The organism is Haloferax sp. Atlit-48N (assembly GCF_003383015.2).
GTDB lineage: Archaea > Halobacteriota > Halobacteria > Halobacteriales > Haloferacaceae > Haloferax > Haloferax volcanii.
This window is the reverse complement of record NZ_CP137689.1, coordinates 2,783,093-2,806,995: the sequence shown is the minus strand read 5'-3', so window position 1 is coordinate 2,806,995 and position 23,903 is coordinate 2,783,093. Positions and strand designations below refer to the sequence as shown.

Below are 23,903 nucleotides of genomic sequence, written 5' to 3'. Positions count from 1 at the left end.
CGTGAATACCCCTTTGTTTCAAGTGGAATAGTCGCCCGCGGCGGCGTATAGGGTGCGTGAAGCCGGTGATAGTCGGCATTTACGCATCACGCCGAAGAAGGCGATTCCAGATGATGCAAAGGAACCAAACGAACAGTCGGTACAAAAATCTTACTTCTCCGACCCGTCCGCCGCCGTTCGACCGGAACTCGGCCGGGCGGGACCGTTTCAACACGAGAACCCGCGCGTATCAGTTTCGCTCCCCCGGCGATGTCGTCAGTACCGGCGGTCGCTGGGAGACGAACCAGATGGCGAACGGGCGAATCGAGCCGCGTCGGAAAGTCGGCTCGGCTCGAGTCGAGTCGAGTCGAAACAGGTCGAGTCGAAACAGGTCGAGTCGGCCGAGTGGTGGGTAACGAGTTGCGCCGGCAACTGCGCGGCAGCGTGACTGAACGATGGTGGGTAGCCGGATGGGGTGTCGGAGACCGAGTACCGACAGTAACTGAGCGGTGGCGGTGACTGACCAACGGGCGTCGTTGGAGTGGAACTCGACGTGCGATGTGTCCCCGACAGAAAACTCGATGGGAGTAACCCCTTCGTTTCGCGTGGAGATGTCCGAATAACGATTTGGACGAATTCGGGTAGTAGAGCGAGTATCGACCTTGTGTAACGTCTCGATTTCTCCTGTAATTAACTGTCGTTCTCCAGTTCGACGGGAAACCCCTGCGTCTCGGTTTCCCCACACCCCTTCGTTTCAGGTGGAGCAGCGAACAGGAGGGGAGGGGGGTTCGGTAGTCTTTGTATAGCGGTGGTTTTATCACAGATATCCGCATACCAAACCCGTAGTAGAGAGAAAACGGATAATATTACTCATCCTCTCTATTCAATTAACATTCGACCGCCGTCTAGCGGTCTCCCCCCACCCACCCCTTCGGCCCGTTCCACCTGAAACGAAGGGGTGGGGGTGTTGCCTTGCGAGTAGTTCACGTCACCGCGGCACGTGTCACCATATCAGAATCACGGCTACTGCGGCGAGGACAGACTGCGGGGAGTCGGCGCGGCGGCTTCAGAACGCTCGTCGTGTTCGAGAGACACTGCGGTACTCCGGACGTCACTGCTCGGTATCCTTACGCACGTGTACGCCCAAAGTAACAAGCTAAATGAACGCGTATCGCCGCCGAGCGGCCGCCTTTCTGTCGCTCGGTACGTCCCGCTCGAACGCCGGCCTGTCGATTTCGTCGTTCGAGTTCGCCCAATCGGACTGGCCGCCGTCACCGACGTTCTTTTCTGTCGTTTTGTCGACCACGTGACTGGTGTCTGACGTAGTGCTTAAGTGAGTCCGGTTGGGTGATACCTCCATACGCCCTCCACGACGCGTTCGGGAGGTGCGGGAGGCCCAGGATGGGACTGCTCACAGATTTAAGAGACAGCATCTCACGAGTCGTCGACCGGCTCTTTTCGGAGAGCGAGCCGAAGCGGATCGGTATATATGGCCCGCCCAACGCCGGGAAGACGACTCTCGCAAATCGTATCGCCCGTGATTGGACCGGTGACGCCGTCGGTCCCGAGAGCCACATCCCTCACGAGACTCGCCGCGCCAGGCGGAAAGAGAACGTCGAAATCGAGCGGAACGGCAAGAAAGTCACTATCGACATCGTCGACACCCCGGGGGTTACGACGAAGGTCGATTACAAGGAGTTCCTCGAACACGACATGGAGAAAGACGACGCCGTTCGCCGGTCCCGCGAGGCGACCGAGGGCGTCGCCGAAGCCATGCACTGGCTCCGCGAGGACGTCGACGGCGTCATCTACGTGCTCGACAGCACGAAGGACCCGATATCGCAGGTCAACACGATGCTCATCGGTATCATCGAGAGCCAGGACCTGCCCGTGCTCATCTTCGCGAACAAAATCGACCTCGAAGACTCGAACGTCGAGCGCATCGCGAACGCGTACCCACAGCACGAAACAGTCGAGTTGTCAGCGCTCGAAGGGGAGAACATGGACGAAGTGTACGCCAAAATCGCGAAGTACTTCGCGTGATTCACCATGCCTGAAGCAACCGCCTCCGACAACGGCTCCGACGGGGTCCAGATAGACCTCTTCAGCGGGAATCGGATGGCAAACCTCACCAGCATGGAGAAGATTCGACTCATCCTCGACGGCGTCCGTGACGGGAACATCGTCATCCTGGAGGAAGGCCTCTCGCCCGACGAGGAGTCGAAGCTTATCGAAGTCACGATGGCCGAGATAAGCCCCGACGAGTTCAACGGTATCGAAATCGAGACGTATCCGCGTTCGCAGACCGCAGACCAGAGCTTCCTCGACCGGCTCATGGGCCGACAGTCGACCCAGAAGCTCACGGTCATCGGTCCCGCGAACCAGATTCAGACGCTTCACAAGGACGAGAATCTCATCAGCGCGCTCGTCTCGCGAAAGTAGGGGGCCCCACGAACGCCCTCACGCGCCATCCGGCGCCAACATCCACCAATGCCACATCAATGCACCACGTGCGGTAAGGTGTTCCCCGACGGCTCGAAGGAGATGCTCTCGGGGTGCCCGAGCTGCGGCGGCAACAAGTTTCAGTTCAAGCCCGCGTCGAGCGGGAGCGCTCCCGCGAGCGCAAGCGACGACACGCCGTCGACGGGCGGCGCCGGAACGCGGGACCTGAGCTCTTCGGCGGCCGACGCCGTCCGAGACCGCGCACAGCAGCAGTCCCATCCCGACTCGACCGACGAGGAGTCGATGACCGTCAGCGACTGGGCGGACGCGAATGCGGACGCGAACGCCCCACAGCGATCCGAGACCGGTGACACCGCCGGTTCGACCCGAAGCGAACCGTCGTCGACCGGTGCGGCCGGGTCGAGCGACGCGTCCGACGCGGCCGACGCGGGTGGCGAACCCGAAGACAAACCTCGCGGTTGGGGCGAGTGGCCGTCCGCGCCCGGCGAGTCTCCGGGAGCAGACCCGCAGGAACCCCCAGCGTCGCGGAACAAATCCCGAGGTGACGCGACGGAGCGACCCAGTAGCTCGGCGGACTCGGCTTCGCCTCCGGACCGCGACCCCGGTAAAATCAACGCGCGCGAGACGGACGAAGACAACTCCCAGAAGAGCGCTCGGAGCGATGTCGTCACGCCGGAGGAGCTCGCCGCCGCCGACGCGAACCGACGCGGTTCGGCGGCTGAGACGCCGTCCGAAGCGCCGCCCGCCTCCGAGGGGCCGGCCGGTCAGCCCGCCGACGCGCCCACGGACGCGGACGGCACGGTCATCGAGCCTTCGTCCGACGAGCGGCCCGACCTGGACCAGCTTCGCGAGGAGCTCAACGAACAGTTCGAGAGCATCAAAATCGTCAACCCCGGGCAGTACGAACTCAACCTCATGGAGCTGTACGACCGAAGCGAGTACATCATCTCGCTCCGCGAGGACGGCCGGTACGTCATCGAAGTTCCGGACACGTGGGGCCCCGGCAACCGCGAGGACTGAGCGCGCTTTCCGCGCCCGCCCGACTTTTCACCCCGTCGTTTCCGGTGGAACGCCGACCGTCCGGCCACGTACGCGCGAGTCCATCCGTCGAATCGGCATAACCGTTATATACGATAGTTGAGAGTATATCTCCTTGGGGAAGCGCTATGTCCAATCCGCACAACGAAAAGGTCGCCGAGTGGGCGTCGCTCCTCGGAGCGTCGCTCCCGACCGCGCGACCAGACGACCCCGACCTCGATACCGCTGACAGCACGGGGTAACGACCGCCGCGGCGAGGCCCGGCGGACGCTTTACTTTCACCCCGCTCTGCGAACCCTTATCGGCAAGGGCGAGCAATCGTCACCGATGTCGGCCTCCGAGGACGTTGCGTACGTGGACCACCCGCTACTCGCGCCGTCGTTCATCGAGCGGCGGCTCTATCAGATTCGCCTCGCCGGGACCGCGCGCGACGGCCACACGCTGGTCTGTCTCCCCACCGGCCTCGGGAAGACGACCGTCAGCCTGCTCGTCACCGCCCAGCGCCTCCACGACGTGGGCGGAAAGTCGCTGTTTCTCGCGCCGACGAAGCCGCTGGTCCAGCAGCACGCCGATTTCTACCGCGAGGCGCTGACCGTCCCGGACGACGAAATCGTCGTCTTCACCGGCGACGTTCGGCCCGACGACCGGGCCGAACTCTGGCAGGAGGCCCAAATCGTCATCGCCACGCCGCAGGTCATCGAAAACGACCTCATCGGCAACCGCATCTCGCTTCGGGACGTGACGCACCTCACCTTCGACGAGTGCCACCGCGCGAGCGGCGACTACGCCTACGTCTACATCGCAGAGCGCTACCACGCCGACGCCGAGAACCCGCTCGTCACGGGGATGAGCGCCTCGCCCGGCGGCGACGAGGAGGCCATCCTCGAAGTCTGTGAGAACCTCGGCATCGTCGACGTGGAGGTGATGACCGAGGAGGACGCCGACGTGTCGGAGTACACCCACGACACGGACGTGGAGTGGAACCGCATCCAACTCCCCGACGAGATTCTGGAGATACGCGACGCGCTCAACGAGGTCATCACCGACCGACTGGAGAAGCTCAAGCAGTTGGGCGTCACCAAATCGACGAAGCCCGATATCTCCCAGAAGAAGCTCAACCGGATGCGCGCGGAGCTCCAGCGGCTGATGAACGCCGACAAGTCGGAGGGCTACAAGGGGATGTCGACGCACGCGGAGGTGATGAAGCTCCGCCGGGCGGTCGAACTCGTCGAGACCCAGTCGGTGGAGTCGGTCCGGCGGTACTTCGAGCGCCAGCGCAACGCCGCCCGATCGTCGGGCGCGTCGAAGGCGAGCCAGCGACTCGTCGCCGAGCCGAAAGTCCGCGAGGCGATGCGGAAAGCCGAGTCGTTCGACGGCCTCCACCCGAAGTTCAGGAAGACGCGCATCCTCCTCGCGGAGACGCTCGGCATCCAGAACGGCGAGCGCGTCATCGTCTTCACCGAGTCGCGCGACACGGCCGAGGCGCTGACGGAGTTCCTCTCGGAGAGCTTCTCGGTCCGGCGGTTCGTCGGGCAAGGCGACCGCGAAGGCTCCGACGGGATGACCCAGAACGAACAGCAGGAGACCCTCGACAAGTTCCGAAACGGCGAGTTCGAGGTACTCGTCTCGACATCCGTCGCGGAGGAGGGTCTCGACGTGCCCGAGGTCGACCTCGTGCTCTTTTTCGAACCCGTGCCGACCGCCATCCGGTCCATCCAGCGGAAGGGGCGGACCGGCCGGCAAGCCGACGGTCGCGTGGTCGTCCTCCTCGCGGAGGACACCCGCGACGAGGCGTACTTCTGGATATCGCGCCGCCGCGAGAAGACGATGCAAAACGAGCTTCGGGACCTCAAGGGCGCGGCCGACGACCTCGAAGCCGAACTCGACCCCTCCCAACGCGACCTCTCGGCGTTCGCGGGAGACGACGCCAGTTCCGCCGGTAGCGCGGGGAGTTCCACCGGAAACGAGGGGGTTGACGCCGCGAGCGAGGGCGATGCGAACGGGGCGTCGGCTACCGCGTCATCCGCCTCGAACGGCCGGACCGCGACCGCGGCGGCGACCGACTCGGACGGGCAGTCCGGCCTCGCCGACTTCGGTCCCTCGGACGAGGCGTTGGCGCGGGCGGACGACGGCGACGACAGCCACGGCGAGGACGCCGACCCGGCCGACTCGGGCGACGACCCGGCGTCGGACGCAGAAGGAGACGAGGTGGACGACTCGGCCACCGTCGCCGCGGCGGGCACCGACGACGAGGACACCGTCGAAATCGTCGTCGACCAGCGCGAACTCGACTCCAACATCGCCCGCACCCTCTCGAAGCGCGAGGACCTGACGACCCGACTGGAGACGCTCGCGGTCGGTGACTACGTCCTCTCGGACCGCGTCGCGGTCGAACGAAAGAGCGTCTCGGACTTCCTCGACACGCTCACGGGCGGCGACCGCTCGATATTCGAGCAGATAGCGGACCTCACGCGCCACTACGCCCGGCCGCTGCTCGTCATCGAGGGGCGCGGGCTCTACGAGGAGCGCAACATCCACCCCGGCGCGATTCGCGGGGCGCTGTCGTCGGTCGCGGTCGACTTCGACGTGAGCGTGCTGTTCACCGAAGACGAAGACGACACCGCGGAGCTGCTGGCGACCATCGCCACCCGCGAGCAGACGGACCGCGAGCGCACCGTGAGCGTCCACGGCGGCAAGAGCGCGAAGACGCTCGACGAACAACAGGAGTACGTCGTCTCCGCCATTGCCGACATCGGCCCGGTCACGGCGCGGACGCTGCTCGAAGCGTTCGGGAGCGTCGAGGCGGTCATGACCGCCACCGAGGAGGACCTCAAGGAGGTCCGCGGCGTCGGCCAAGTCACCGCCGAGCGAATCCGCGAGGTCGTCGGCTCGGAGTACCGCTGAGCCGCGTTCACCGCCCGGAGCGCGTCAGGGGACGATAGTCACCGGAACGGCCTCGGCCCGGAGCACCGTTTCTGCGGCGCTCCCGAAGACGGTTCGCTCGACGATGCCGTCTTCGTGGTGGCCCATCACGACGTGGTCGAAGCCGCCGCGCTCGACGGTGTCGAGAATCTCCTCGCCGACGCGGTCGGCGGTCCACACGTCGACCGTGATGGTCGAAAGCTCCGGTTCGCCGCCGAAGTCGCCCGCTTTGAGTCTGCCGCGCGCGTCGTCGAGAATGGCCTCCGTCGCGTCGGTCTGGTTGTTCGTGTAGTGGACGACGTGGAGGCTCCCGCCCATCCCGTCGACCATCTCGATGGCGAAGTCGAGCGCGCGTTTGCTGGCGTCGGTGCCGTCGATGGGGATGAGAACGTCCATACGAAACAGAGGACCCGCGGGGCGGTAGTTCTACCGCCCGGAGCGACAGCCGACGCGAGGTGGCGAGGACAGGCAGTCGGTTATCGGTCGAGCGCCGAGATGGCCTCGGCGGCCTCGCGCGCGGCGGTCAGATAGTCCGTCGCCCGCCGCGGGTCGTCGGTCGACTCGGCTTGTTCGGCGGCCCACGTCAGCGTCCGCACGAGCGACTCGCGCGCGGCGGTCACGTCGCCGGCGACCTCGCGAGGCGCGCGTCGCTCGGTCGCCTCCCGCTCGCCCGCGGTTCGCGTCCGAGTCGGTGCCGCGTCGCGCCCGTTCGCGCCGGTGGGGTCGCGGCGCGTCTCGTCGGCGGCCTCGGTGCTCCCCGCGGAGGCGGCCGTCTCGTTCGCGTTCGCCTCGGCTTCGGCTTCGCTTTCGTCGGCTTCGACGGCCGCTTCGGCGGCCTGCTCGGCGTCTTGGTCGGCGTTCGCCGCGGCCTGCCCCTCGGCCTGACAGGTCGGACAGAACACCTGCCCCTCGTAGCGGAACAAGGGGTCGCCGCAGTTGTCGCAGTGCTTGTTCGTCATCGTCGCGCCCTTGAGGAGCAGCTCGCTCATCCGCTGGGTCGACCGTCGCTTCGTTTCGTCTCGCTCGTACTTCTCCCGAAGTCGCTGGCGCTCTGCTTCCTTGTCGAAGTCGCTCATGTGCGTGTGGACGCGACGTGCGTCGAAAAACCCCACGGCGTCGTTCGACCGGTTTCGTCACCGGCGGTTTCACCGGCTCTCGCGCCCGAGTCCACCCCGTCGCTGTCGCCCGAAGTTCGACGACTGACGAACACGAAATCGACAGACTGCGGTTCGGTGCCCGTTCCGAAACGTTTACTCGGAATCCACAGCGTCGTTAATGTGGCATGACGAAAGTTAGCGTGATTGGTGCGGCCGGCACGGTCGGTGCCGCGGCTGGGTACAACCTCGCGCTTCGCGATGTCTGTGACGAACTCGTGTTCGTCGACATCCCGAAGATGGAAGACAAGACGGTCGGACAGGCGGCGGACACGAACCACGGCATCGCGTACGACTCCAACACGGTCGTGACGCAGGGCGGCTACGAGGACACCGCCGGCTCCGACGTGGTCGTCATCACGGCGGGCATCCCGCGGCAGCCGGGACAGACCCGTATCGACCTCGCGGGCGACAACGCCCCCATCATGGACGACATCGGCTCCTCGCTCGCGGAGCACAACGACGACTTCGTCTCCATCACCACGTCGAACCCCGTGGACCTGCTCAACCGTCACCTCTACGAGACGGGCGACCGCGACCGCCACAAAGTCATCGGCTTCGGCGGCCGCCTCGACTCCGCCCGCTTCCGCTACGTGCTGAGCCAGCGCTTCGACGTGCCGGTCAAGAACGTCGACGCGACCATCCTCGGTGAGCACGGCGACGCGCAGGTGCCGGTCTTCTCGAAGGTCCGCGTCGACGGCAACGACCCCGCCTTCTCCGCCGACGAGAAAGAGGAGATTCTCGGTGACCTCCAGGAGTCCGCCATGGACGTCATCGAGCGCAAGGGCGCGACCCAGTGGGGTCCGGCGACCGGCGTCGCCCACATGGTCGAGGCCGTCCTGCACGACACCGGCGAAGTGCTCCCCGGCTCGCTCGTCCTCGACGGCGAGTTCGGCTACGAGGACACGGCCTTCGGCGTCCCCGTCAAACTCGGCTCGAACGGCATCGAGGAGGTCGTCGAGTGGGACCTCGACGACTACGAGGCCGACCTCATGGACGACGCGGCCGAGAAGCTCCGCGACCAGTACGACGAAATCGCGTAAGCCGCTCCGGCTCGCTCGCGCGACGAATCCAATCCGTCTTTTTCACCCGAGTATCTGACGCCGCTCAGAGCCGCCGCTTCAGTTCGTCGGCCGTCTTCTCGCCGACGCCGGGCACGTCGGTCAGGTCCTCGACAGACGCCTCGCGCACGCCCTCGACGCTGCCGAACCGCGTCAGCAGCGCCCGGCGGGTCTTCTCACCGACGCCGGGCACGTCGTCGAGGACGGTCTTCACCTCGTCTCGGAGCGTCTGGTGGTACTGGACGGCGAAGCGGTGGGCCTCGTCGCGGACCCGCTGGAGGACGTGCAGGTGCGGCGCGTCGTCCGGCCAGTCGAAGGTTCGGTCGGGCGTGACGACCAGTTCGCGGTCCTTGGCGATGCCGACGGCGGGCACGTCCCAGCCCGTCTCGTCGAGGGCGTCGAGCGCGGCGTTCAACTGTCCTTTGCCGCCGTCGATGAGGAGCAGGTCGGGGTCCGGGCGGTCGTCGCGGCCCTCCAGCGCGCGGGTCGCCCGCCAGCGGACGAGGTCGCGCATGTTCGCGTAGTCGTCGTTGCGCTCGGGGAGTCGCCGCCGGCGGTAGTCCGCGGTCTCGGCGCTTCCGTCGACGAAGCACACGTCGCTCCCGACGACGGCCTTGCCCTGCGCGTGGCTCACGTCGAAGCCCTCGATGCGGGCGACGCGGCGCACGTCGAGGTCGAGTTCGCGGGCGAGCGTCGCGAGGCCGTCGTCGCGGCCGGCGCGCCGGCGGGCGTTCTTCAGCGCGAGTTCGACCAGTTTCGCCTCGCGGCCCGCGCCGGGGACGCGGACGCCCACGCCCTCGGCTTCGAGCCACGCGACCACGTCCTCGTCGTCGGGGTGCTCCGAGAGGACGACCGCGTCGGGGAGGTCGCGTTCGGCGTAGAACTGCGCGAGGAACGCCGAGAGGACGGCGGCCGTGCGGTCTTCGCCCTCGGGCGCGTCGAGGTGGTGGCGGGTCCGGTCCACCAGTTGACCGCGCTCGGCGTGGAGTCTGGCGACCGTCGCCGAGTCGCCGCGGAGCGAGACGCCGAGCACGTCGATGGCGCGCTCGTCGGACTGCGACGAGACGGCGTCTTCGCCCGCGCCGTGGAACGACTCGACGGCCTCCAGTCGGTCGCGGAGGTTGGCGGCGCGCTCGAACTCCGCGTCCTGCGCGGCCGCCTCCATCTCCCGGCGGAGCGGGTCCGCGAGGACACCCGTCTCGCCCTCGAAGAATCGAACCGCCGACTCCACGTCCTCGCGGTAGTCGCGCTCCGCGATTTCGCCGGTACAGGGGGCCGTACACAGGCCCATCTCGTAGTCGAGACACGGCCGCGAGCGGTTCGAATACTTGTGGTCAGAACAGCCGCGGAGGCCGTAGGTCTCTCGAATCGCCTTCACGACCGTCTCGACGCGGCCCTTGTCGGTGTACGGCCCGAAGACGGTCGCGGAGTCCTCGGGGTCGCGGGTGACCTCGATGCGCGGGACCGCGTGGGCCGTCAGTTGGACCAGCGGGTAGGATTTGTCGTCTTTCAGCCGGACGTTGTAGCGCGGCTGGTGGCGCTTGATGAGGTTGGCTTCGAGGAGCAGCGCCTGCGTCTCAGTGTCGGTAACGGCGAAGTCGATGTGCTCCGCGCAGTCGACCATCCGGGAGATGCGCTCCGAGCGCGGGTCCGCGTACGACCGAACTCGCGCGCGGATGTCGACCGCCTTCCCGACGTACAGCACCGCGTCGCCGGCGACGAACTGGTAGACGCCGGGGTCCGACGGCAGCGCGCTGGCTCGTTCGCTGACCGCGGCAAGGTCCATCTGGGGTGGCTTACCGCGCGAGGGGCTTGAGGCTGACGCGTCGAGCGGAGCGGCCGACTCGACCATCCCGCCACTGCGTGATTATCTTATTTGATACTGCCCTCGAAAGATACTCCTGTGATGCCCTGAAACGAAGTCGATAATGTCACTTGGTATACTCTCACGCGTCCGCTCGTGGTTCGGTGAGGAGACGCCGTTACCGGACGGCGGAATCGTCGCCGGTTCCGCCACCGACGCGCCGGACCTGAACGTCGACGACGACGTACTGCTCGACGGCGTCGGGCTTCCGGCGTTCGTCCTCGACGAACAGGGCCGCATCGCGGCGTGGAACGCCGGCGTGGAGTCGTTGACCGGCACGTCCGCGGCCGACGCGCTCGGCCGGCGCGACCTCGGTGAGACGTTCTACGGCAACGCCGCGGCCCGGGTGCTCGCGGGGCAGGTCCTCGACAACCCCCGCGACGCCGCGTCGCTCGACGGCGTGGAACTCGACGACCCCGACCGGCTGCTGTACGCCGCGGAGGAGACGTTCGCGGACGCGAACGGCGACGACTGTCACGCCCGGCACACCGCGATGCCGCTGTACGAGGGCGACGAGCTCGTCGGCGTCCTCCAGACCGTCCGCAACCGCACGACCGAGGTCGAGCGCCACCGCGAGGTCGCCGCGCTCGTCTCCGAGGTCGAATCGACGCTGACCCAGTTGAGCCAAGGGAACCTCGACGCGCGGGCGACGATAGACGACAGTGGGGCCGTCGACGACCAGCTGTATCTCGTCGTCGACGCGGTCAACGAGACGGCGCGGAATCTCTCGACGCTGGCGTCGAACGTCGAAGACGAGACCGAGACGGCGACCGCGGCGGTCACGCGGGCGGCGTCGGCGGCCGACGCCATCGTCGAGAACGTCGACGAACAGCGCGACCTCCTCGACGAGGGCGCGACACAGATGCAGCAGTTCAGCGCGACGATGGAGGAGGTCGCCGCCACCGCCGACGAGGTCGACACCGCAGCCACCGAGGCGCGGCAGGCGACCGCCGAGGGTCGCGAGGCCAACAGCGAGGCGCGAGAAGCGACCGAGAGCGTCGTCACGATGGGCGACGAACTCGTCGACCGCGTGACCGAACTCGGCGGCCGCATGGACGACATCGAGGCGGTCGTCGAGGTCATCTCCGAGGTGGCCGAACAGACGAACCTGCTCGCGCTCAACGCGAACATCGAGGCCGCCCGCGCCGGCGAGGACGGCGACGGATTCGCCGTCGTCGCGGAGGAGGTCAAGTCGCTCGCCGACGAGACGCGCCAGCACACCGAAGACATCACCGCGCAGATAGAGAACATCCAGTCGCAGACCGACGAAGCGGTCCACGCGGCGACGGAGTCCAACGACCGCATCGAACACGCCGACGAGCGCATCTCCGAGATGCTGGCGGCGTTCGAGGAAATCGCCGCCTCCATCGACACCGCCGCGGACGGCGTCGCGGAGGTCTCCCGCGCGACCGACGAGCAGGCCGAGGCGGTCGAGGAGCTGACCGCGACCATCGAGGACGTGCGCGACCGGACCGTCGAGACCGAGGGCGCGGTCGACAGCATCGTCGCGGCGACCGACGAAAGCACGCAGGCGCTGTCGTCACTCGCCACCGAAGTCGAGGAGCTGACCGGGAGCCGGTCCGCCTGACGTGAGTCGGACACGCGCCCGCGTCAGGCGACGCCGGCAAGGAGGTTCCCGACCGCGTAGGCGACCGTGGCGGCCGCCATTCCGACGACGAACATCTCGACGCTGTTAGCGAGCCACGAGCGATTCGTCACGAGGCACCGGCTCGCGCCGACGGCGAACGTCGTGACGATGCCGTCGTTCGCGCCGTAGATGAGTTCGGGAAGGTATCGGCCCGACGACTCCACGTCGTCCCCGAGCAGCGTCTCCAACATGCCGGAATCGTACGCTTGCGGAGCGAATAAACGATAGGGGGGACTCCCGGCGCGGCACGCTCCGCGATGCGATGCCGGCACGCGTAAGGGAACCCCGGCCGAACCACGGCCCATGAGCGACGACGACACGACGCGGCTCTGGTTGGTCGAGCGGTCCTACGACGACCGCGACCTCATCATCCTCATCTACGCGACGCCCGACGGCGAGTACGAACTCCGGAAGGAGCTCGCCGCGGCCGTGATGCACCAGCGCCGGATGACCGTGACCGCCGCCATCGACGCGCCGACGGAGAATCTCGAACCCGTGGATGACGACGACCTGCGTGAGCGGTACGCCGCGGAGGCGACGAAGATGGCCGACTCCCACGAACCCGACGACGAGGTCTGACACGCCAGCGGCGGCGAACTGCGACTTCGACAGCCCCCGAGTTCCGCCCGCAACGTTATCGGCCGTGATTTCCGCACCTAAAACACTTTAAGGCAGTGCGACGCAGGCCCGCCCATGGCCGCCATCGAACTAAACGGGGTGACGAAACGGTTCGAAGACGACGAGGGACTGTTCGATACCCTCCTCCCGTCGTCCGAACCCGACACCGTCACCGCCGTCGACGACCTCTCGTTTTCCGTCGCGGAAGGGGAGGTCTTCGGGTTCCTCGGTCCCAACGGTGCTGGAAAATCGACGACGATCAACATGCTTCTCGACTTCGTGCGTCCGACGAGCGGGTCCGTCCACGTGCTCGGACACGACGCGCAGGCCGAGAGCGTGGCCGTCCGTCGTCGGACCGGCGTACTCCCCGAGGGCTACGAGGTGTACGACCGGCTCACCGGGCGCGAACACGTCGAGTTCGCCATCGAGTCCAAGGAAGCCGACGACGACCCCGACGAACTGCTCTCCCGCGTCGGCTTAACCCCCGACGAGGCCGACCGCCGCGCCGGCGGCTACTCCAAGGGGATGTCCCAGCGCCTCGCGCTCGCGATGGCGCTCGCCGGCAGTCCCGACCTCCTCGTCCTCGACGAGCCCTCCTCCGGTCTCGACCCCGCCGGCGCGCGCGAGATGCGCGATATCGTCCGCACCGAGGCCGACCGCGGCGCGACGGTGTTCTTCTCCAGTCACGTCCTCGCGCAGGTCGAAGCGGTCTGCGACCGCGTCGGCATCATGCGCGACGGCGAACTCATCGCCGAGGACACCATCGAGGGCCTCCGCGACCGCGTCGACGCCGAGGCGGTGCTCCGCATCGACGTCGACGGCGACGCCGACCTCGACGCGGTCCGCGCGCTCGACGGCGTCTCGTCGGTCGAATCTGACGGCGACCGCCTCGTCGTCGGCTGTACCGACGACGCCAAGACCCGCGTCATCGAGGCCGTCGAGGCCGACGGCGCGACCGTCGCCGACTTCGAGACCGACTCCGCGTCGCTGGAGGACATCTTCCTCGCGTACACCGAGGGCGACGACCCGGCCGACGAACCGGAGGTGGCGGCGTGACGCTCGAATCCGTCGCGCGCAAGGACTTCCGCGACGCCCTCCGGTCGCGGTGGCTCCTCGGGCTGACGCTGTTTTTCGCCCTGCTCATCGGCGGGTCGACGGCGCTGTTCTACGGCGTTCTGCTCTCGGGCGCGGGCGCGAACTCCGAGACGCTGTTCGGCCTCACGACCGCCCCGGGCGGGCTGTTCAACTTCTCGTACGCGGGCATGCTCGGGTTCGTCCTCGCGCTCATCGCGCTCGTGACGGCCCACGGCTCGCTCATCGACGAGCGCGAGTCGGGCACCATCAAGCTCCTGCTGTCGCTGCCGAACTCCCGGCGCGACGTGGTGTTCGGAAAGCTGGTCGGCCGCACGCTCGTCGTCCTCGTCTCGATGCTCGTCGGCTTCGTCGTCGCCCTCTTCGCGATGCTGTTCACCGGCGGGCAGGTCATGTTCGTCTCCTACGCCGGGCAGGTGGCCCTCTCGGGACTGCTCGCCACGGCGTTCGTCTCCATCGGCGTCTGGCTCTCTGCGACCTCGGCCTCCCAGCGGCAGGCATTGTTCGGCACCGTCGGGCTGTACTTCATCTTCGCCGTCCTCTGGTCGACGGTCGCCACGGGCGTCCCGCGGCTCGTCAACTGGGTCGTCGAACAGCTCGGTCTCACCGCGCTGACCGCGCCGCAAATCGTTCAGATGCGGCTTTTCATCAAGTACCTGAACCCGCTTCGGGCCTACGAGACGCTGGTCGCGGAGCTGTACGGGCCCGCGGTCGCCGCCCGCCTGTTCAAGGCCGGCCTCGCCGAGCGACTCACCATCGAATCGACGTTCTCGCAGTCGCTGCCGTTCTACTTCACCGGGCCGTTCATCCTCGCCATCCTCGTCGCGTGGATTGTCGTCCCGCCGCTGCTCGGCTACCGGGCGTTCGAGAAGGCCGACCTCTGAGGCCGACGCACCGGGCCTGAGGCGGTCGCCTCAGCGCCCGTCTCAGCGAACCGATTGACCGTTCTATTCCGGCGGATACGCCACGCCGCGCTCCGCGAGCAGCGCCTCGAACTCGGTTTCCGTGAGCGTCGGCACGTCGTTCGCTTCGGCGTCGTCGCGCTTCGACCGGCCGGGGTTCTCCCCGACGACGAGGTAGTCCGTGTTGCCCGAGACGGAGCCGGTGACGTTGCCGCCGTGGGATTCGACGAGTTCCGTCACGTCGCTTCGGCTCGCCACGAGCGTCCCGGTCACGACGAACGTCAGGCCGTCGAGTTCGTCGCCGCCCGATTCGACGGGCTCGGGGTCGACGCCGCGGTCGAGCAGCGCGCGAATCACGGCGCGGTTGTCCGCGTTCTCGAAGAAGTCGCGGACGCGACGCGCCACCGTCTCGCCCACGTCGGGCACGGTCGTCAGGCGTTCCTCGAACGCGTCGAACTCGTCTTCTTCGGCGTCGGCTTCGATGGGGAACGCCTCGATTGACCCGAACTCGCGGGCGAGGCCGCGGGCGGTCGCCTCGCCCACCTCGGGGATGCTCAGGCCGACGAGAAACGAGTCGAGAGAGGGGTTCGTCGAGTTTTCGACGGCGGCCACGAGGTTCTCGGCGCTCGTCTCGCCCCACCCCTCCAACTCGGTGAGGTCGTCGGCCGTCAGGTCGTAGAGGTCGGCGACCGTCTCGACGAGGCCGGCGTCGACGAGTTGGGCGACGCGCTCCTCGCCGAGGCCGTCGATGTCCATCGCGCCCTTGACCGCGAAGTGGCCGATGGAGGCCTCCCGTTGGGCCGGACACGACAGCCCGCCCGAGCAGAACGCAAGCGGGCCGTCGCGGTCCACGGCGCTCCCGCAGACGGGGCACTCGTCGGGGAACTCGTAGCTCCCGCCGCCGTCTTCGGTGACCTCGACCACCTGCGGAATCACGTCGCCGGCGCGTTTGACGCGGACGCGGTCACCGACCGCGACGCCGAGGGCGGCTCTCGCGTCGGGGTTGTGGAGCGTCGCCCGGGAGACGGTGACGCCGCCCACGTCCACGGGGTCGAGGATGGCGACCGGCGTGAGCCGGCCCGTCCGCCCGACCTGCACGACGATGTCGCGAACGGTCGTCACCTCGTGGCGCGCGGGGAACTTGTAGGCGAACGCCCAGCGGACCGAGCGGCTCTTCTCGCCCAACCGCTCGCGGGCGTCCCGCGAGTCCACCTTGATGACCGTGCCGTCGATTTCGTAGTCGAGATCGTCGCGGGCCGCCTGCATCCGGTCGCGGTAGTCGATGGCCTCCGCCACGTCCTCGGCGCGCTCGATGCGGTCGGTGACGCGGAGACCCCACTCGCGCAGGCGGTCGAGCGCCGCCCACTGGCTGTCGGGTCGCGCGCTCGCGTCGAGGATGTCGTAGAAGAACACCGCGAGCGGGCGGTCGGCGACGACCGAGGGGTCGAGGTTGCGGAGCGTCCCGGCGGCCGCGTTCCGGGGGTTGGCGAAGGTGTCCTCGCCGGCTTCGACGCGCCGGGCGTTGAGGTCGCTGAAGTCGGACTTCGGCATGTAAATCTCGCCGCGGACGGCGAGTCGGTCGGGGTGGTCGCCGCGGAGGGAGAGGGGAACGGTCGGAATCGTCTTCACCTGGGCGCTCACGTCGTCGCCGCGCCGGCCGTCGCCGCGGGTGGCCGCGCGGACGAACTCGCCGTCCTCGTAGACGACTTCGACCGAGAGGCCGTCGAACTTGGGTTCGCAGACGTAATCGACCGCGCCGACCTCGCGGCGGACGCGCTCGTCGAACTCGCGGAGGTCGTCGGCGTCGGTGCTCTGGTCGATAGAGAGCATGGGCGCGACGTGTTCGACCGTCTCCAGCGCGTCGATGGGCTCGCCGCCGACGCGGTTCGTCGGGCTGTTGGTCGTGTCGAGGTCGAACGCGCCTTCGAGCGCGACGAGTCGGGAGAACAGCGCGTCGTAGGCCGCGTCGGAGACGAGCGGGTCGGCCGCGACGTAGTAGCGGTGGTCGTGCTCGCGGACGGCCTCGCGGAGGAGTGCGGCCTGCTCTTCGGCCGCCTCGCGCGAGAGCGACTCGGCGGGTTCGAACTCGGTCGGCGGGTCGCGGAGGTACGGGTTCGACTCGGCGTCGACGTCGGCGTCGCTCATTGGTTCGGGTGTCGGCCGGACGGCGGGTAAACGCTCCGGGGTGGCGGTGGATGGATGGCGTGACGGGCCGCGACGATGCCAGCCGCCCGAACCGTCGTTGCGTCGCCACCTCAAACCACGGGCAACGCTTGCCGTAACTGACGGTTATTCCTCTATCGAAGATTATGCACCTGATACATGAATCGAGGCTTTCGCACGCTCGGCCTCCACGCCGGACAGGACCCGGACCCGGCCACAGGGGCCCGCGCCCCGCCACTCTATCAGACCACGTCGTACGTCTTCGACGACGCGGACCACGCCGCGGACCTGTACGCCCTCGAAGCCGACGGCGACGTCTACTCCCGCATCTCCAACCCGACGACCCGCATCCTCGAACGCCGCCTCGCCGCCCTCGAAGCGGGCGTCGACGCGGTCGCCACCGCCTCGGGCATGGGCGCGCTCGACGCGCTCACGACCGTCCTCGCGTCGGTCGGTGACAACGCCGTCCTCTCGGAGGACATGTACGGCGGCACGGCCTCGTACTTCTCGAAGACCGCCGTCAGGCGCGGCATCGAATCCCGGACCGTCGAGACGCTCGACGTGGCCGCCTACGAGGCGGCCATCGACGACGACACCGCCTTCGTCCACGTCGAGACGGTGGCGAACCCCTCGCTGAAGACGCCCGACTTCGAGGCCATCGCGGCGGTCGCCCACGAGCACCGCGTTCCGCTCGTCGTGGACAACACGTTCGCCACGCCCGCGCTCTGTCGGCCCATCGAACACGGCGCGGACATCGTCTGGGAGTCCACGACGAAGTGGCTCCACGGCTCCGGTACGACCGTCGGCGGCGTCGTCGTCGACGGCGGCACCTTCCCGTGGGACGCGGCCGACTACGACGAACTCTCCGGCGAGAACCCCGCGTTCGGCGTCGACTTCGTCGAGCGATTCGGTGAGCGCGCCTTCGCCGAGGCGGTCCGCCAGCGCGCCGTCAGGAGCACCGGCAGTTGCCAGTCGCCGTTCGACGCGTGGCAGACCCTCCAGGGCGTCGAGACGCTCGCGCTCCGGATGCGCGCCCACTGCGACAACGCCCGCCGCGTCGCCGAGTTCCTCCGCGACCGCGACGGCGTCGCGTGGGTCACCTACCCCGGCTTCGAGGACCACGAAACCCACGACCTCGCCTCGAAGTACTTGCAGGGCGGCTACGCCGGCATGGTCACGTTCGGCCTCGACGGCGAGGACGACGAGGCGGCCTACGGGGCCGCCAAGACCGTCTGCGAGTCGGTCGACCTCGTGAGCTTCCTCGCCAACATCGGCGACGCGAAGACGCTGCTCATCCATCCCGCCTCGACCACGCACGCACAGCTCTCGATGGACGAACAGCGCGCCGCGGGCGTCGCCCCCGATATGCTCCGGCTGTCGGTCGGCATCGAGGACGCCGACGACATCATCGACGACCTCGACCGGGCAATCGAACACGCCTTGCGTCAGCAGGCCGACGGGGACGCGGAGGAGCGATGAGCCGTACCCGAACCACGCCCGGACGGCGGGTCGAATCCGATGTCGTCGACATCGGGGAACACGAGTTCGAGTCGGGCGAGATACTGCCCGACCTGAAAGTCGCCTACGAGGCCTACGGCGAGTTCGACGGACAGAACGCGGTCCTCGTCTGTCACGGTCTCACCGGGAGCCAGCACGTCGCCGGCCACGGCACCGAGTCGGGCGTCTCCGGGCAGGCCCGCGCGTGGTGGGGGGACATCGTCGGGCCGGGCAAGGCCATCGACACGAACGACTACTACGTCATCTGCGTGAACGTCCCGGGGTCGTGTTACGGCACGAGCGGCCCGGCCAGCGAGGGTCCCGACGGCGAGCCGTGGGGCACGGACTTCCCTCCGGTCACCGTCCACGACTGGACCCGCGCCCAGCGCCGCCTGCTCGACCACCTCGGCGTCGGCCGCCTACACGCCGTCGTCGGCGGCTCCGTCGGCGGCATGAACGCCCTCGACTGGGCCGTGCAGTTCCCCGACGACGTGGAGCGCCTCGCGGTCATCGCCTCGGCGGCCCGCCTCGACTCGCAGTGTCTCGGTATCGACGCCGTCGCCCGCCGCGCCATCACCTCGGACCCGAACTGGAACGGCGGCGACTACTACGGCGAAGAGCGCCCCTCGCCCGACGCGGGTCTCGGCCTCGCCCGCCAACTCGGCCACCTGATGTACCTCTCGAAGGACTCGATGGAGCGCAAGTTCGGCCGGCGCTCCGCGGGTCGCGGCGAGCGCGGCGACGCCTTCCCGTCGGACCCCGCGGCGTCCTTCTTCCCGTACCGCGAGGTCGAGTCCTACCTCGACTATCAGGCCGAGAAGTTCGCAGAGCGCTTCGACGCCAACGCGTACCTGTATCTCACGCGCGCCATGGACGACTTCGACCTCTCGGAGGGCTACGAATCCGACGCGGCCGCGCTCGCCGCCTTCGAGGGCGAGGCGCTCCTCGTCTCCTTTACCGGCGACTGGCACTTCACGACCGAGCAGTCGGAGTCGCTGGCGGGCGCGTTCCGCCGCGGCGACGTGCCGGTCGCCCACCACGTCGTCGAGTCCGACCACGGCCACGACGCCTTCCTCGTCGAACCCGAGAAGGTCGGCCCGCCGCTCGCTGACTTCGTCGACGAGGGCGTCGCGGGCCGCGCCGTGACCGACACCGCGCCCGACGGCGGCGAACCCGACGAGGACGAGGACTTCGCCCCGGTCCACTCCTCGTTGTTCTCGCGCTGAGCCGCGGGGGGCGACGCGGGGACGACCCTCGGTTCTCAGGGGTTTCTTGTGAGTCGCTACCGTGTCGCAGAACCCGGCGGGAATTGCGACCGACGCCGTGCTTTAGCCCCGTCCGGGTCGACGTTCGGGTCATGAGCGACGACAGCCCGGGCTTCCACACGCGGAGCCTCCACGCCGGTCAGAGCCCCGACGACGCGACGGGCGCGCGCGCCCCGCCGCTGTACCAGACCACCTCGTACGTCTTCGACGACGCCGCCGACGCGGCCGCGCAGTTCGCCCTCGAAAAGCCGGGTCACATCTACTCGCGGCTGATGAACCCGACCGTCGGGATGTTACAGGAGCGCCTCGCCTCGCTCGAAGGCGGCGTGGGTGCGGTCGCCACGTCGTCCGGGATGGCCGCGTTCGACCTCGCGACCTTCCTGCTCGCCTCGGCCGGCGACAACATCGTCTCCGCGTCGTCGCTGTACGGCGGGACCTACACCTACCTCACCCACACCGTCGAGCGCCGCGGCGTCACGACCCGGTTCGTGGACACCCTCGACGTGGACGCCTACGAGGCGGCCATCGACGACGACACCGCGTTCGTCCACCTCGAAACCATCGGCAACCCGGCGCTCGTGACGCCCGACATCGAGGCCATCGCGGAGGTCGCCCACGACCACGGGACGCCGCTGTTCGTCGACAACACGTTCGCGACGCCCTACCTCTGCAACCCCATCGAACACGGCGCTGACCTCGTCTGGGAGTCGACGACGAAGTGGATTCACGGGGCCGGCACGACCATCGGCGGCATCCTCGTCGACGGCGGCAGCTTCCCGTGGGACGAGTACGCCGACGACTACCCCGAAATCGCCAAGCCGAACCCGGCGTACCACGGCGTCAACTTCGACGAGACGTTCGGCCCCGCCGGCTTCACCTACGCCGCCATCGCCCGCGGCCTGCGCGACCTCGGCAACGCCCAGTCGCCGTTCGACGCGTGGCAGACGCTCGAAAAGCTCGAATCGCTCCCGCTTCGGATGCGCGCCCACTGCGAGAACGCGCAGGCCGTCGCGGAGTTCTTAGACGACCACGAGAAGGTGTCGTGGGTGAACTACCCCGGCCTCGACTCCCACGAGACCCACGAGGAGGCGTCGAAGTACCTCGACGGCGGCTACGGCGGCATGATTACCTTCGGCCTCACCGACGGCTACGAGGCCGCCAAGGGCACCGTCAACAACGTCGAACTCGCGTCGCTCCTCGCCAACGTCGGTGACGCGAAGACGCTCGTCATCCACCCGGCGTCCACGACGCACCAACAACTCACCGACGACGAGCAGGCCGCCGCGGGCGTCACGCCCGACATGGTCCGCCTGTCTGTCGGCATCGAGGACGTAGACGACATCGTCGACGACCTCGACCAGGCGATTCGCGCCGCGTCGAACTGAGCGGGCTTCGGCGTCGCCCGAGCGACCGACCGCCGTCACTTTTGTGCCTGCGCCAGTAGGTAACTCCGTGGTAGAAGCACTCCTCTTCGTCGGTCTCCTGGTGGCAGTGTTCGTCGGGTTCAACATCGGCGGCTCGTCCACGGGGGTCGCGTTCGGCCCCGCGGTCGGGAGCGACGTGCTCGGGAAACTCGCCGCCGCGGCCCTGATGACCGGGTTCGCGCTCCTCGGTGGGTGGACCCTCGGCCGAGAAGTCGTCGCCAAGATGGGCGGCGAAATCGTCCCGCAAAGCGAGTTCACCCTCGCGGCGAGCGTCGCCGTCCTCTTTTTCGTCGGCCTCGCGCTGTTGGTCTCGAACACCTTCGGCGTCCCCGCCTCCACGTCGATGACGGCGGTCGGGGCCATCGCGGGTCTCGGCCTCGCCCACGGGTCGCTCGACGCCGGCGTGATGCTCGAAATCATCTCGTGGTGGATCGTCGCGCCCGTCATCGCCTTCTGGATATGCGCGGTCATCGGGAGGTACGTCTACCCCTACCTCGACGCGTGGCTCAAACTCGACCGAAGCCCCGGCGCGCTCGTCGCGCTCGACCGCGACGGCGGCTTCCCGCGGCCGCGACTCGGCCCGAACACGACCTACCGCGAGTTCGGCAGCACCGTCCTCGTCGTCGTCGTCGCCTGTTACATGGCGTTCTCCGCGGGCGCGTCGAACGTCGCCAACGCGGTCGCCCCGCTCGTCGGCAACGGCGCGCTCGAGATGAACACGGGCATCCTCGTCGCCGGCGGCGCTATCGGCCTCGGCGCGTTCACCATCGCTCGCCGGACGCTCGACACCGTCGGCAACGACCTCACGCAACTGCCCATCCTCGCGGCGCTCATCGTCGAGACGGTGAGCGCGTCGCTCATCTCCTTCCTGTCGGCTATCGGTATCCCCGCCAGCCTCGCCGTGAGCGCGACGATGTGCATCGTCGGCCTCGGCTGGGGTCGGGCGACTCGAACCGTCACGCTCGGTGAGGCCCTGAGCGGCGGCGAGTCCCCGCAGGTGTCGGTCAACGCGCTCACCGTCGAGCGAGAGGACGAGGTGCCGAAGATGGGCGAGGAAGCGCCGGACGAACTCTCCGCGCAGGACCTGTTCGACCCCGGCACGACCGGGCGCGTCATCTTCTTCTGGATGCTCACGCCCTCGCTTTCGGCCATCGCGTCGTACGCGCTGTTCTCCGCCGGCATTGTCTGACCCGTGCACCCGTCGCACCCGTCATTCTGCAACCATCACGGTCAAAAATGTAATAAACGGGCGGTCGCCGCCGGAACGCGGGCCGAATTCGGCGCACGGAACAGCAAAGTCTAATGGGGTGGCCTTCGAATCCTCTGTCGATGCCCACGGTAACCTACCTCAACTACGAAGTTCTCGACGACAACGGCTGGGACCTCGACGACGACGACCTCTTCGAAGAGGCGGCTGACGCCGGTCTCGACGCCGAAGACTACGGTGAGATGGAAGTGAACCAGGGCGAGTACATCCTGGAAGCCGCCGAGGCGCAGGGCTACGACTGGCCCTTCAGCTGCCGCGCAGGTGCCTGTGCGAACTGTGCAGCCATCGTGAAGGAGGGCGAAATCGACATGGACATGCAGCAGATTCTCTCCGACGAGGAAGTCAACGAGAAGAACGTCCGCCTCACCTGCATCGGTTCGCCTATCGAGGACGAGGTCAAGATCGTCTACAACGCGAAGCACCTCGACTACCTGCAGAACCGCGTCATCTAAGGCGCTCACCCGCACATTTCTTTCGACGCGCCGACCCGTGACCGGTGGGTCCGCCATTTATCCGCGCAGTGAGCCGCGAGCCGACAGCGATTTGTCCCGCGGCGCGGTCGCTCCACCCGTGTCGAGGTTCGCGACCGCCGTCCGCGCGTTTCGACCCGACCGCTCGCTCCCCAGCGAAGCATCCGAACTCGGTCGAATCGGGCTGTTTCTCGCCTGTCTCGCAGTCGCGAGCGCGGCCAGCTACTGGGTGTCGCTCAGACTTCTCGGCGTCCCGGTAGTCGGCGCGCTCGCGTCGCCGAACGTCGCCGGCCTCGCGGTTCCGACGCTCGTCTACGCGCGCTATCGCGGTGTCCCGCCGTCGTTCGGTCTCCCCGAGCGCTCCCGCATCACCGACGCGCCGGCGGCGGCTCTCGCGCCGGGACTCGCCGTCGTCGCCGCGAGCGCACTCCTCGCGGTCGGCTTCGACGCCTCGCTCGCCGCGCTCGTCGGGTGGACGTACCACCCCGAGGCGTCAGTTGGAGCGGCGGCAGCACGGGCCGCCGAAGACGTGGTTCTCTCCGGTCTCGGCTTCGGGTTCCTCGTCGCGGCCGTGTTCGACCTCGCCTCGTCGCGGGTCGGACTCGCGCCCGCTCGGGCGGCCGTCGCTGCGGCCGCGCTCGCGACGTTCTTTCAGTCGGTGCTCCGCGACGCCGCCTTCACGCTGGTCGTCTTCCCGAAACCGTGGCGCGTCACCGTCCTCGGCCTGCTCCTCGTCGCGACCGTCTGCGGCTGTGTCGCCGCCGGCGTGACGTACCGAAGCGCGGTCGAGCGGTCGCTTCGGCCCGTCTCGCGGCCGGCGCTCGCTCCCGTGTTCGCCTTCGGACTGCTCGGCGTCGCCGCCTTCGGGACCGTCTTCGTCGACGTTCCCGGCGGCGTCGAACACGTCCTGTGGGCGCTCGCGTTCGGACTCGCCGCCGTCGGCTACCAGCGCTCGCGGTCGGTGTGGGTCCCCGCGGCCGCGCTGGCGCTGTTTTCGATTTCGGTTCGGCTCGTCGGCTTCGTCGAACTCGCGGCGTTCTGACCCGCCGCCGGGGTCGGTTTCAGGATTGATACCC

The 23,903-nt window shown here is 68.1% G+C and carries 20 protein-coding genes; 15 read left to right on the top strand and 5 right to left on the bottom strand.

Features of this window, described 5'->3' with window-relative positions:
• The first annotated feature begins 1,380 nt into the window (after window positions 1-1,380).
• From DEQ67_RS14875 to DEQ67_RS14860, 4 genes are all read left to right on the top strand, one after another.
• Entirely contained in the window at window positions 1,381-2,022 is a 642-nt protein-coding gene (locus DEQ67_RS14875; protein WP_004044952.1) for an Era-like GTP-binding protein, read from the top strand.
• A gap of 6 nt (window positions 2,023-2,028) precedes the next feature.
• Window positions 2,029-2,421: a DUF2073 domain-containing protein gene (locus DEQ67_RS14870; protein WP_004044951.1), complete on the top strand. Its 393-nt coding sequence runs from the start codon at window positions 2,029-2,031 to the stop codon at window positions 2,419-2,421.
• Window positions 2,422-2,469: 48 nt separating this feature from the next.
• Entirely contained in the window at window positions 2,470-3,462 is a 993-nt protein-coding gene (locus DEQ67_RS14865) for an OapC/ArvC family zinc-ribbon domain-containing protein (protein WP_081606157.1), read from the top strand.
• Window positions 3,463-3,807: 345 nt separating this feature from the next.
• On the top strand, window positions 3,808-6,384 hold the full coding sequence (locus tag DEQ67_RS14860) for a DEAD/DEAH box helicase (protein WP_115801958.1): 2,577 nt from the start codon (window positions 3,808-3,810) through the stop codon (window positions 6,382-6,384).
• Window positions 6,385-6,408: 24 nt separating this feature from the next.
• Here the strand turns inward: DEQ67_RS14860 and DEQ67_RS14855 are convergent, their stop codons facing one another.
• The gene (locus DEQ67_RS14855; protein ID WP_008609153.1) at window positions 6,409-6,798 is read right to left on the bottom strand and encodes a universal stress protein; all 390 of its coding nucleotides are present in this window, start codon (window positions 6,796-6,798) and stop codon (window positions 6,409-6,411) included.
• 80 nt (window positions 6,799-6,878) lie between these two features.
• Complete coding sequence (locus DEQ67_RS14850; protein WP_115891796.1) at window positions 6,879-7,478, bottom strand: Sjogren's syndrome/scleroderma autoantigen 1 family protein; 600 nt, start codon at window positions 7,476-7,478, stop codon at window positions 6,879-6,881.
• 206 nt (window positions 7,479-7,684) lie between these two features.
• Here DEQ67_RS14850 and mdh point away from each other — a divergent pair, with 206 nt between their 5' ends.
• Window positions 7,685-8,599, top strand: a complete 915-nt coding sequence (gene mdh / locus DEQ67_RS14845) for a malate dehydrogenase (protein ID WP_008578602.1) — start codon at window positions 7,685-7,687, stop codon at window positions 8,597-8,599.
• A 64-nt stretch (window positions 8,600-8,663) separates the two neighbouring features.
• Here the strand turns inward: mdh and DEQ67_RS14840 are convergent, their stop codons facing one another.
• Complete coding sequence (locus tag DEQ67_RS14840; protein ID WP_115860729.1) at window positions 8,664-10,403, bottom strand: excinuclease ABC subunit C; 1,740 nt, start codon at window positions 10,401-10,403, stop codon at window positions 8,664-8,666.
• Window positions 10,404-10,545: 142 nt separating this feature from the next.
• Between DEQ67_RS14840 and DEQ67_RS14835 the strand changes: the two genes are divergently transcribed.
• On the top strand, window positions 10,546-12,069 hold the full coding sequence (locus DEQ67_RS14835; RefSeq protein WP_004065900.1) for a methyl-accepting chemotaxis protein: 1,524 nt from the start codon (window positions 10,546-10,548) through the stop codon (window positions 12,067-12,069).
• A gap of 23 nt (window positions 12,070-12,092) precedes the next feature.
• Here the strand turns inward: DEQ67_RS14835 and DEQ67_RS14830 are convergent, their stop codons facing one another.
• Window positions 12,093-12,320: a hypothetical protein gene (locus tag DEQ67_RS14830; protein WP_115860731.1), complete on the bottom strand. Its 228-nt coding sequence runs from the start codon at window positions 12,318-12,320 to the stop codon at window positions 12,093-12,095.
• A gap of 112 nt (window positions 12,321-12,432) precedes the next feature.
• Here DEQ67_RS14830 and DEQ67_RS14825 point away from each other — a divergent pair, with 112 nt between their 5' ends.
• From DEQ67_RS14825 to DEQ67_RS14815, 3 genes are all read left to right on the top strand, one after another.
• The gene (locus tag DEQ67_RS14825; protein ID WP_004044915.1) at window positions 12,433-12,708 is read left to right on the top strand and encodes a hypothetical protein; all 276 of its coding nucleotides are present in this window, start codon (window positions 12,433-12,435) and stop codon (window positions 12,706-12,708) included.
• 114 nt (window positions 12,709-12,822) lie between these two features.
• Window positions 12,823-13,803 carry an ABC transporter ATP-binding protein gene (locus tag DEQ67_RS14820; RefSeq protein WP_115801953.1) on the top strand — a complete coding sequence of 327 codons (981 nt, stop codon included), beginning with the start codon at window positions 12,823-12,825 and terminating at the stop codon, window positions 13,801-13,803.
• Window positions 13,800-14,723: an ABC transporter permease gene (locus DEQ67_RS14815; RefSeq protein WP_004044911.1), complete on the top strand. Its 924-nt coding sequence runs from the start codon at window positions 13,800-13,802 to the stop codon at window positions 14,721-14,723. The genes DEQ67_RS14820 and DEQ67_RS14815 overlap by 4 nt, the downstream gene beginning before the upstream one ends.
• 63 nt (window positions 14,724-14,786) lie before the next feature.
• Here DEQ67_RS14815 and ligA read toward each other — a convergent pair whose 3' ends face one another.
• Window positions 14,787-16,886, bottom strand: coding sequence for an NAD-dependent DNA ligase LigA (ligA, locus tag DEQ67_RS14810; protein WP_115860733.1), 2,100 nt, complete (start codon window positions 16,884-16,886; stop codon window positions 14,787-14,789).
• Window positions 16,887-17,063: 177 nt separating this feature from the next.
• Between ligA and DEQ67_RS14805 the strand changes: the two genes are divergently transcribed.
• From DEQ67_RS14805 to DEQ67_RS14780, 6 genes are all read left to right on the top strand, one after another.
• Window positions 17,064-18,383 carry an O-acetylhomoserine aminocarboxypropyltransferase/cysteine synthase family protein gene (locus DEQ67_RS14805; protein WP_115860735.1) on the top strand — a complete coding sequence of 440 codons (1,320 nt, stop codon included), beginning with the start codon at window positions 17,064-17,066 and terminating at the stop codon, window positions 18,381-18,383.
• The gene (gene metX, locus DEQ67_RS14800) at window positions 18,380-19,627 is read left to right on the top strand and encodes a homoserine O-acetyltransferase MetX (protein ID WP_115891795.1); all 1,248 of its coding nucleotides are present in this window, start codon (window positions 18,380-18,382) and stop codon (window positions 19,625-19,627) included. The genes DEQ67_RS14805 and metX overlap by 4 nt, the downstream gene beginning before the upstream one ends.
• Before the next feature lie 131 nt (window positions 19,628-19,758).
• Window positions 19,759-21,051: an O-acetylhomoserine aminocarboxypropyltransferase/cysteine synthase family protein gene (locus DEQ67_RS14795; protein ID WP_004065939.1), complete on the top strand. Its 1,293-nt coding sequence runs from the start codon at window positions 19,759-19,761 to the stop codon at window positions 21,049-21,051.
• 106 nt (window positions 21,052-21,157) lie between these two features.
• Window positions 21,158-22,279: an inorganic phosphate transporter gene (locus tag DEQ67_RS14790; RefSeq protein ID WP_006600870.1), complete on the top strand. Its 1,122-nt coding sequence runs from the start codon at window positions 21,158-21,160 to the stop codon at window positions 22,277-22,279.
• Window positions 22,280-22,419: 140 nt separating this feature from the next.
• Window positions 22,420-22,809 (top strand): ferredoxin Fer, encoded by a 390-nt coding sequence (fer, locus tag DEQ67_RS14785; RefSeq protein ID WP_004065944.1) that lies wholly within the window; start codon window positions 22,420-22,422, stop codon window positions 22,807-22,809.
• Window positions 22,810-22,927: 118 nt separating this feature from the next.
• Window positions 22,928-23,869, top strand: coding sequence for a hypothetical protein (locus DEQ67_RS14780; protein WP_115860737.1), 942 nt, complete (start codon window positions 22,928-22,930; stop codon window positions 23,867-23,869).
• Window positions 23,870-23,903 lie beyond the last annotated feature (34 nt).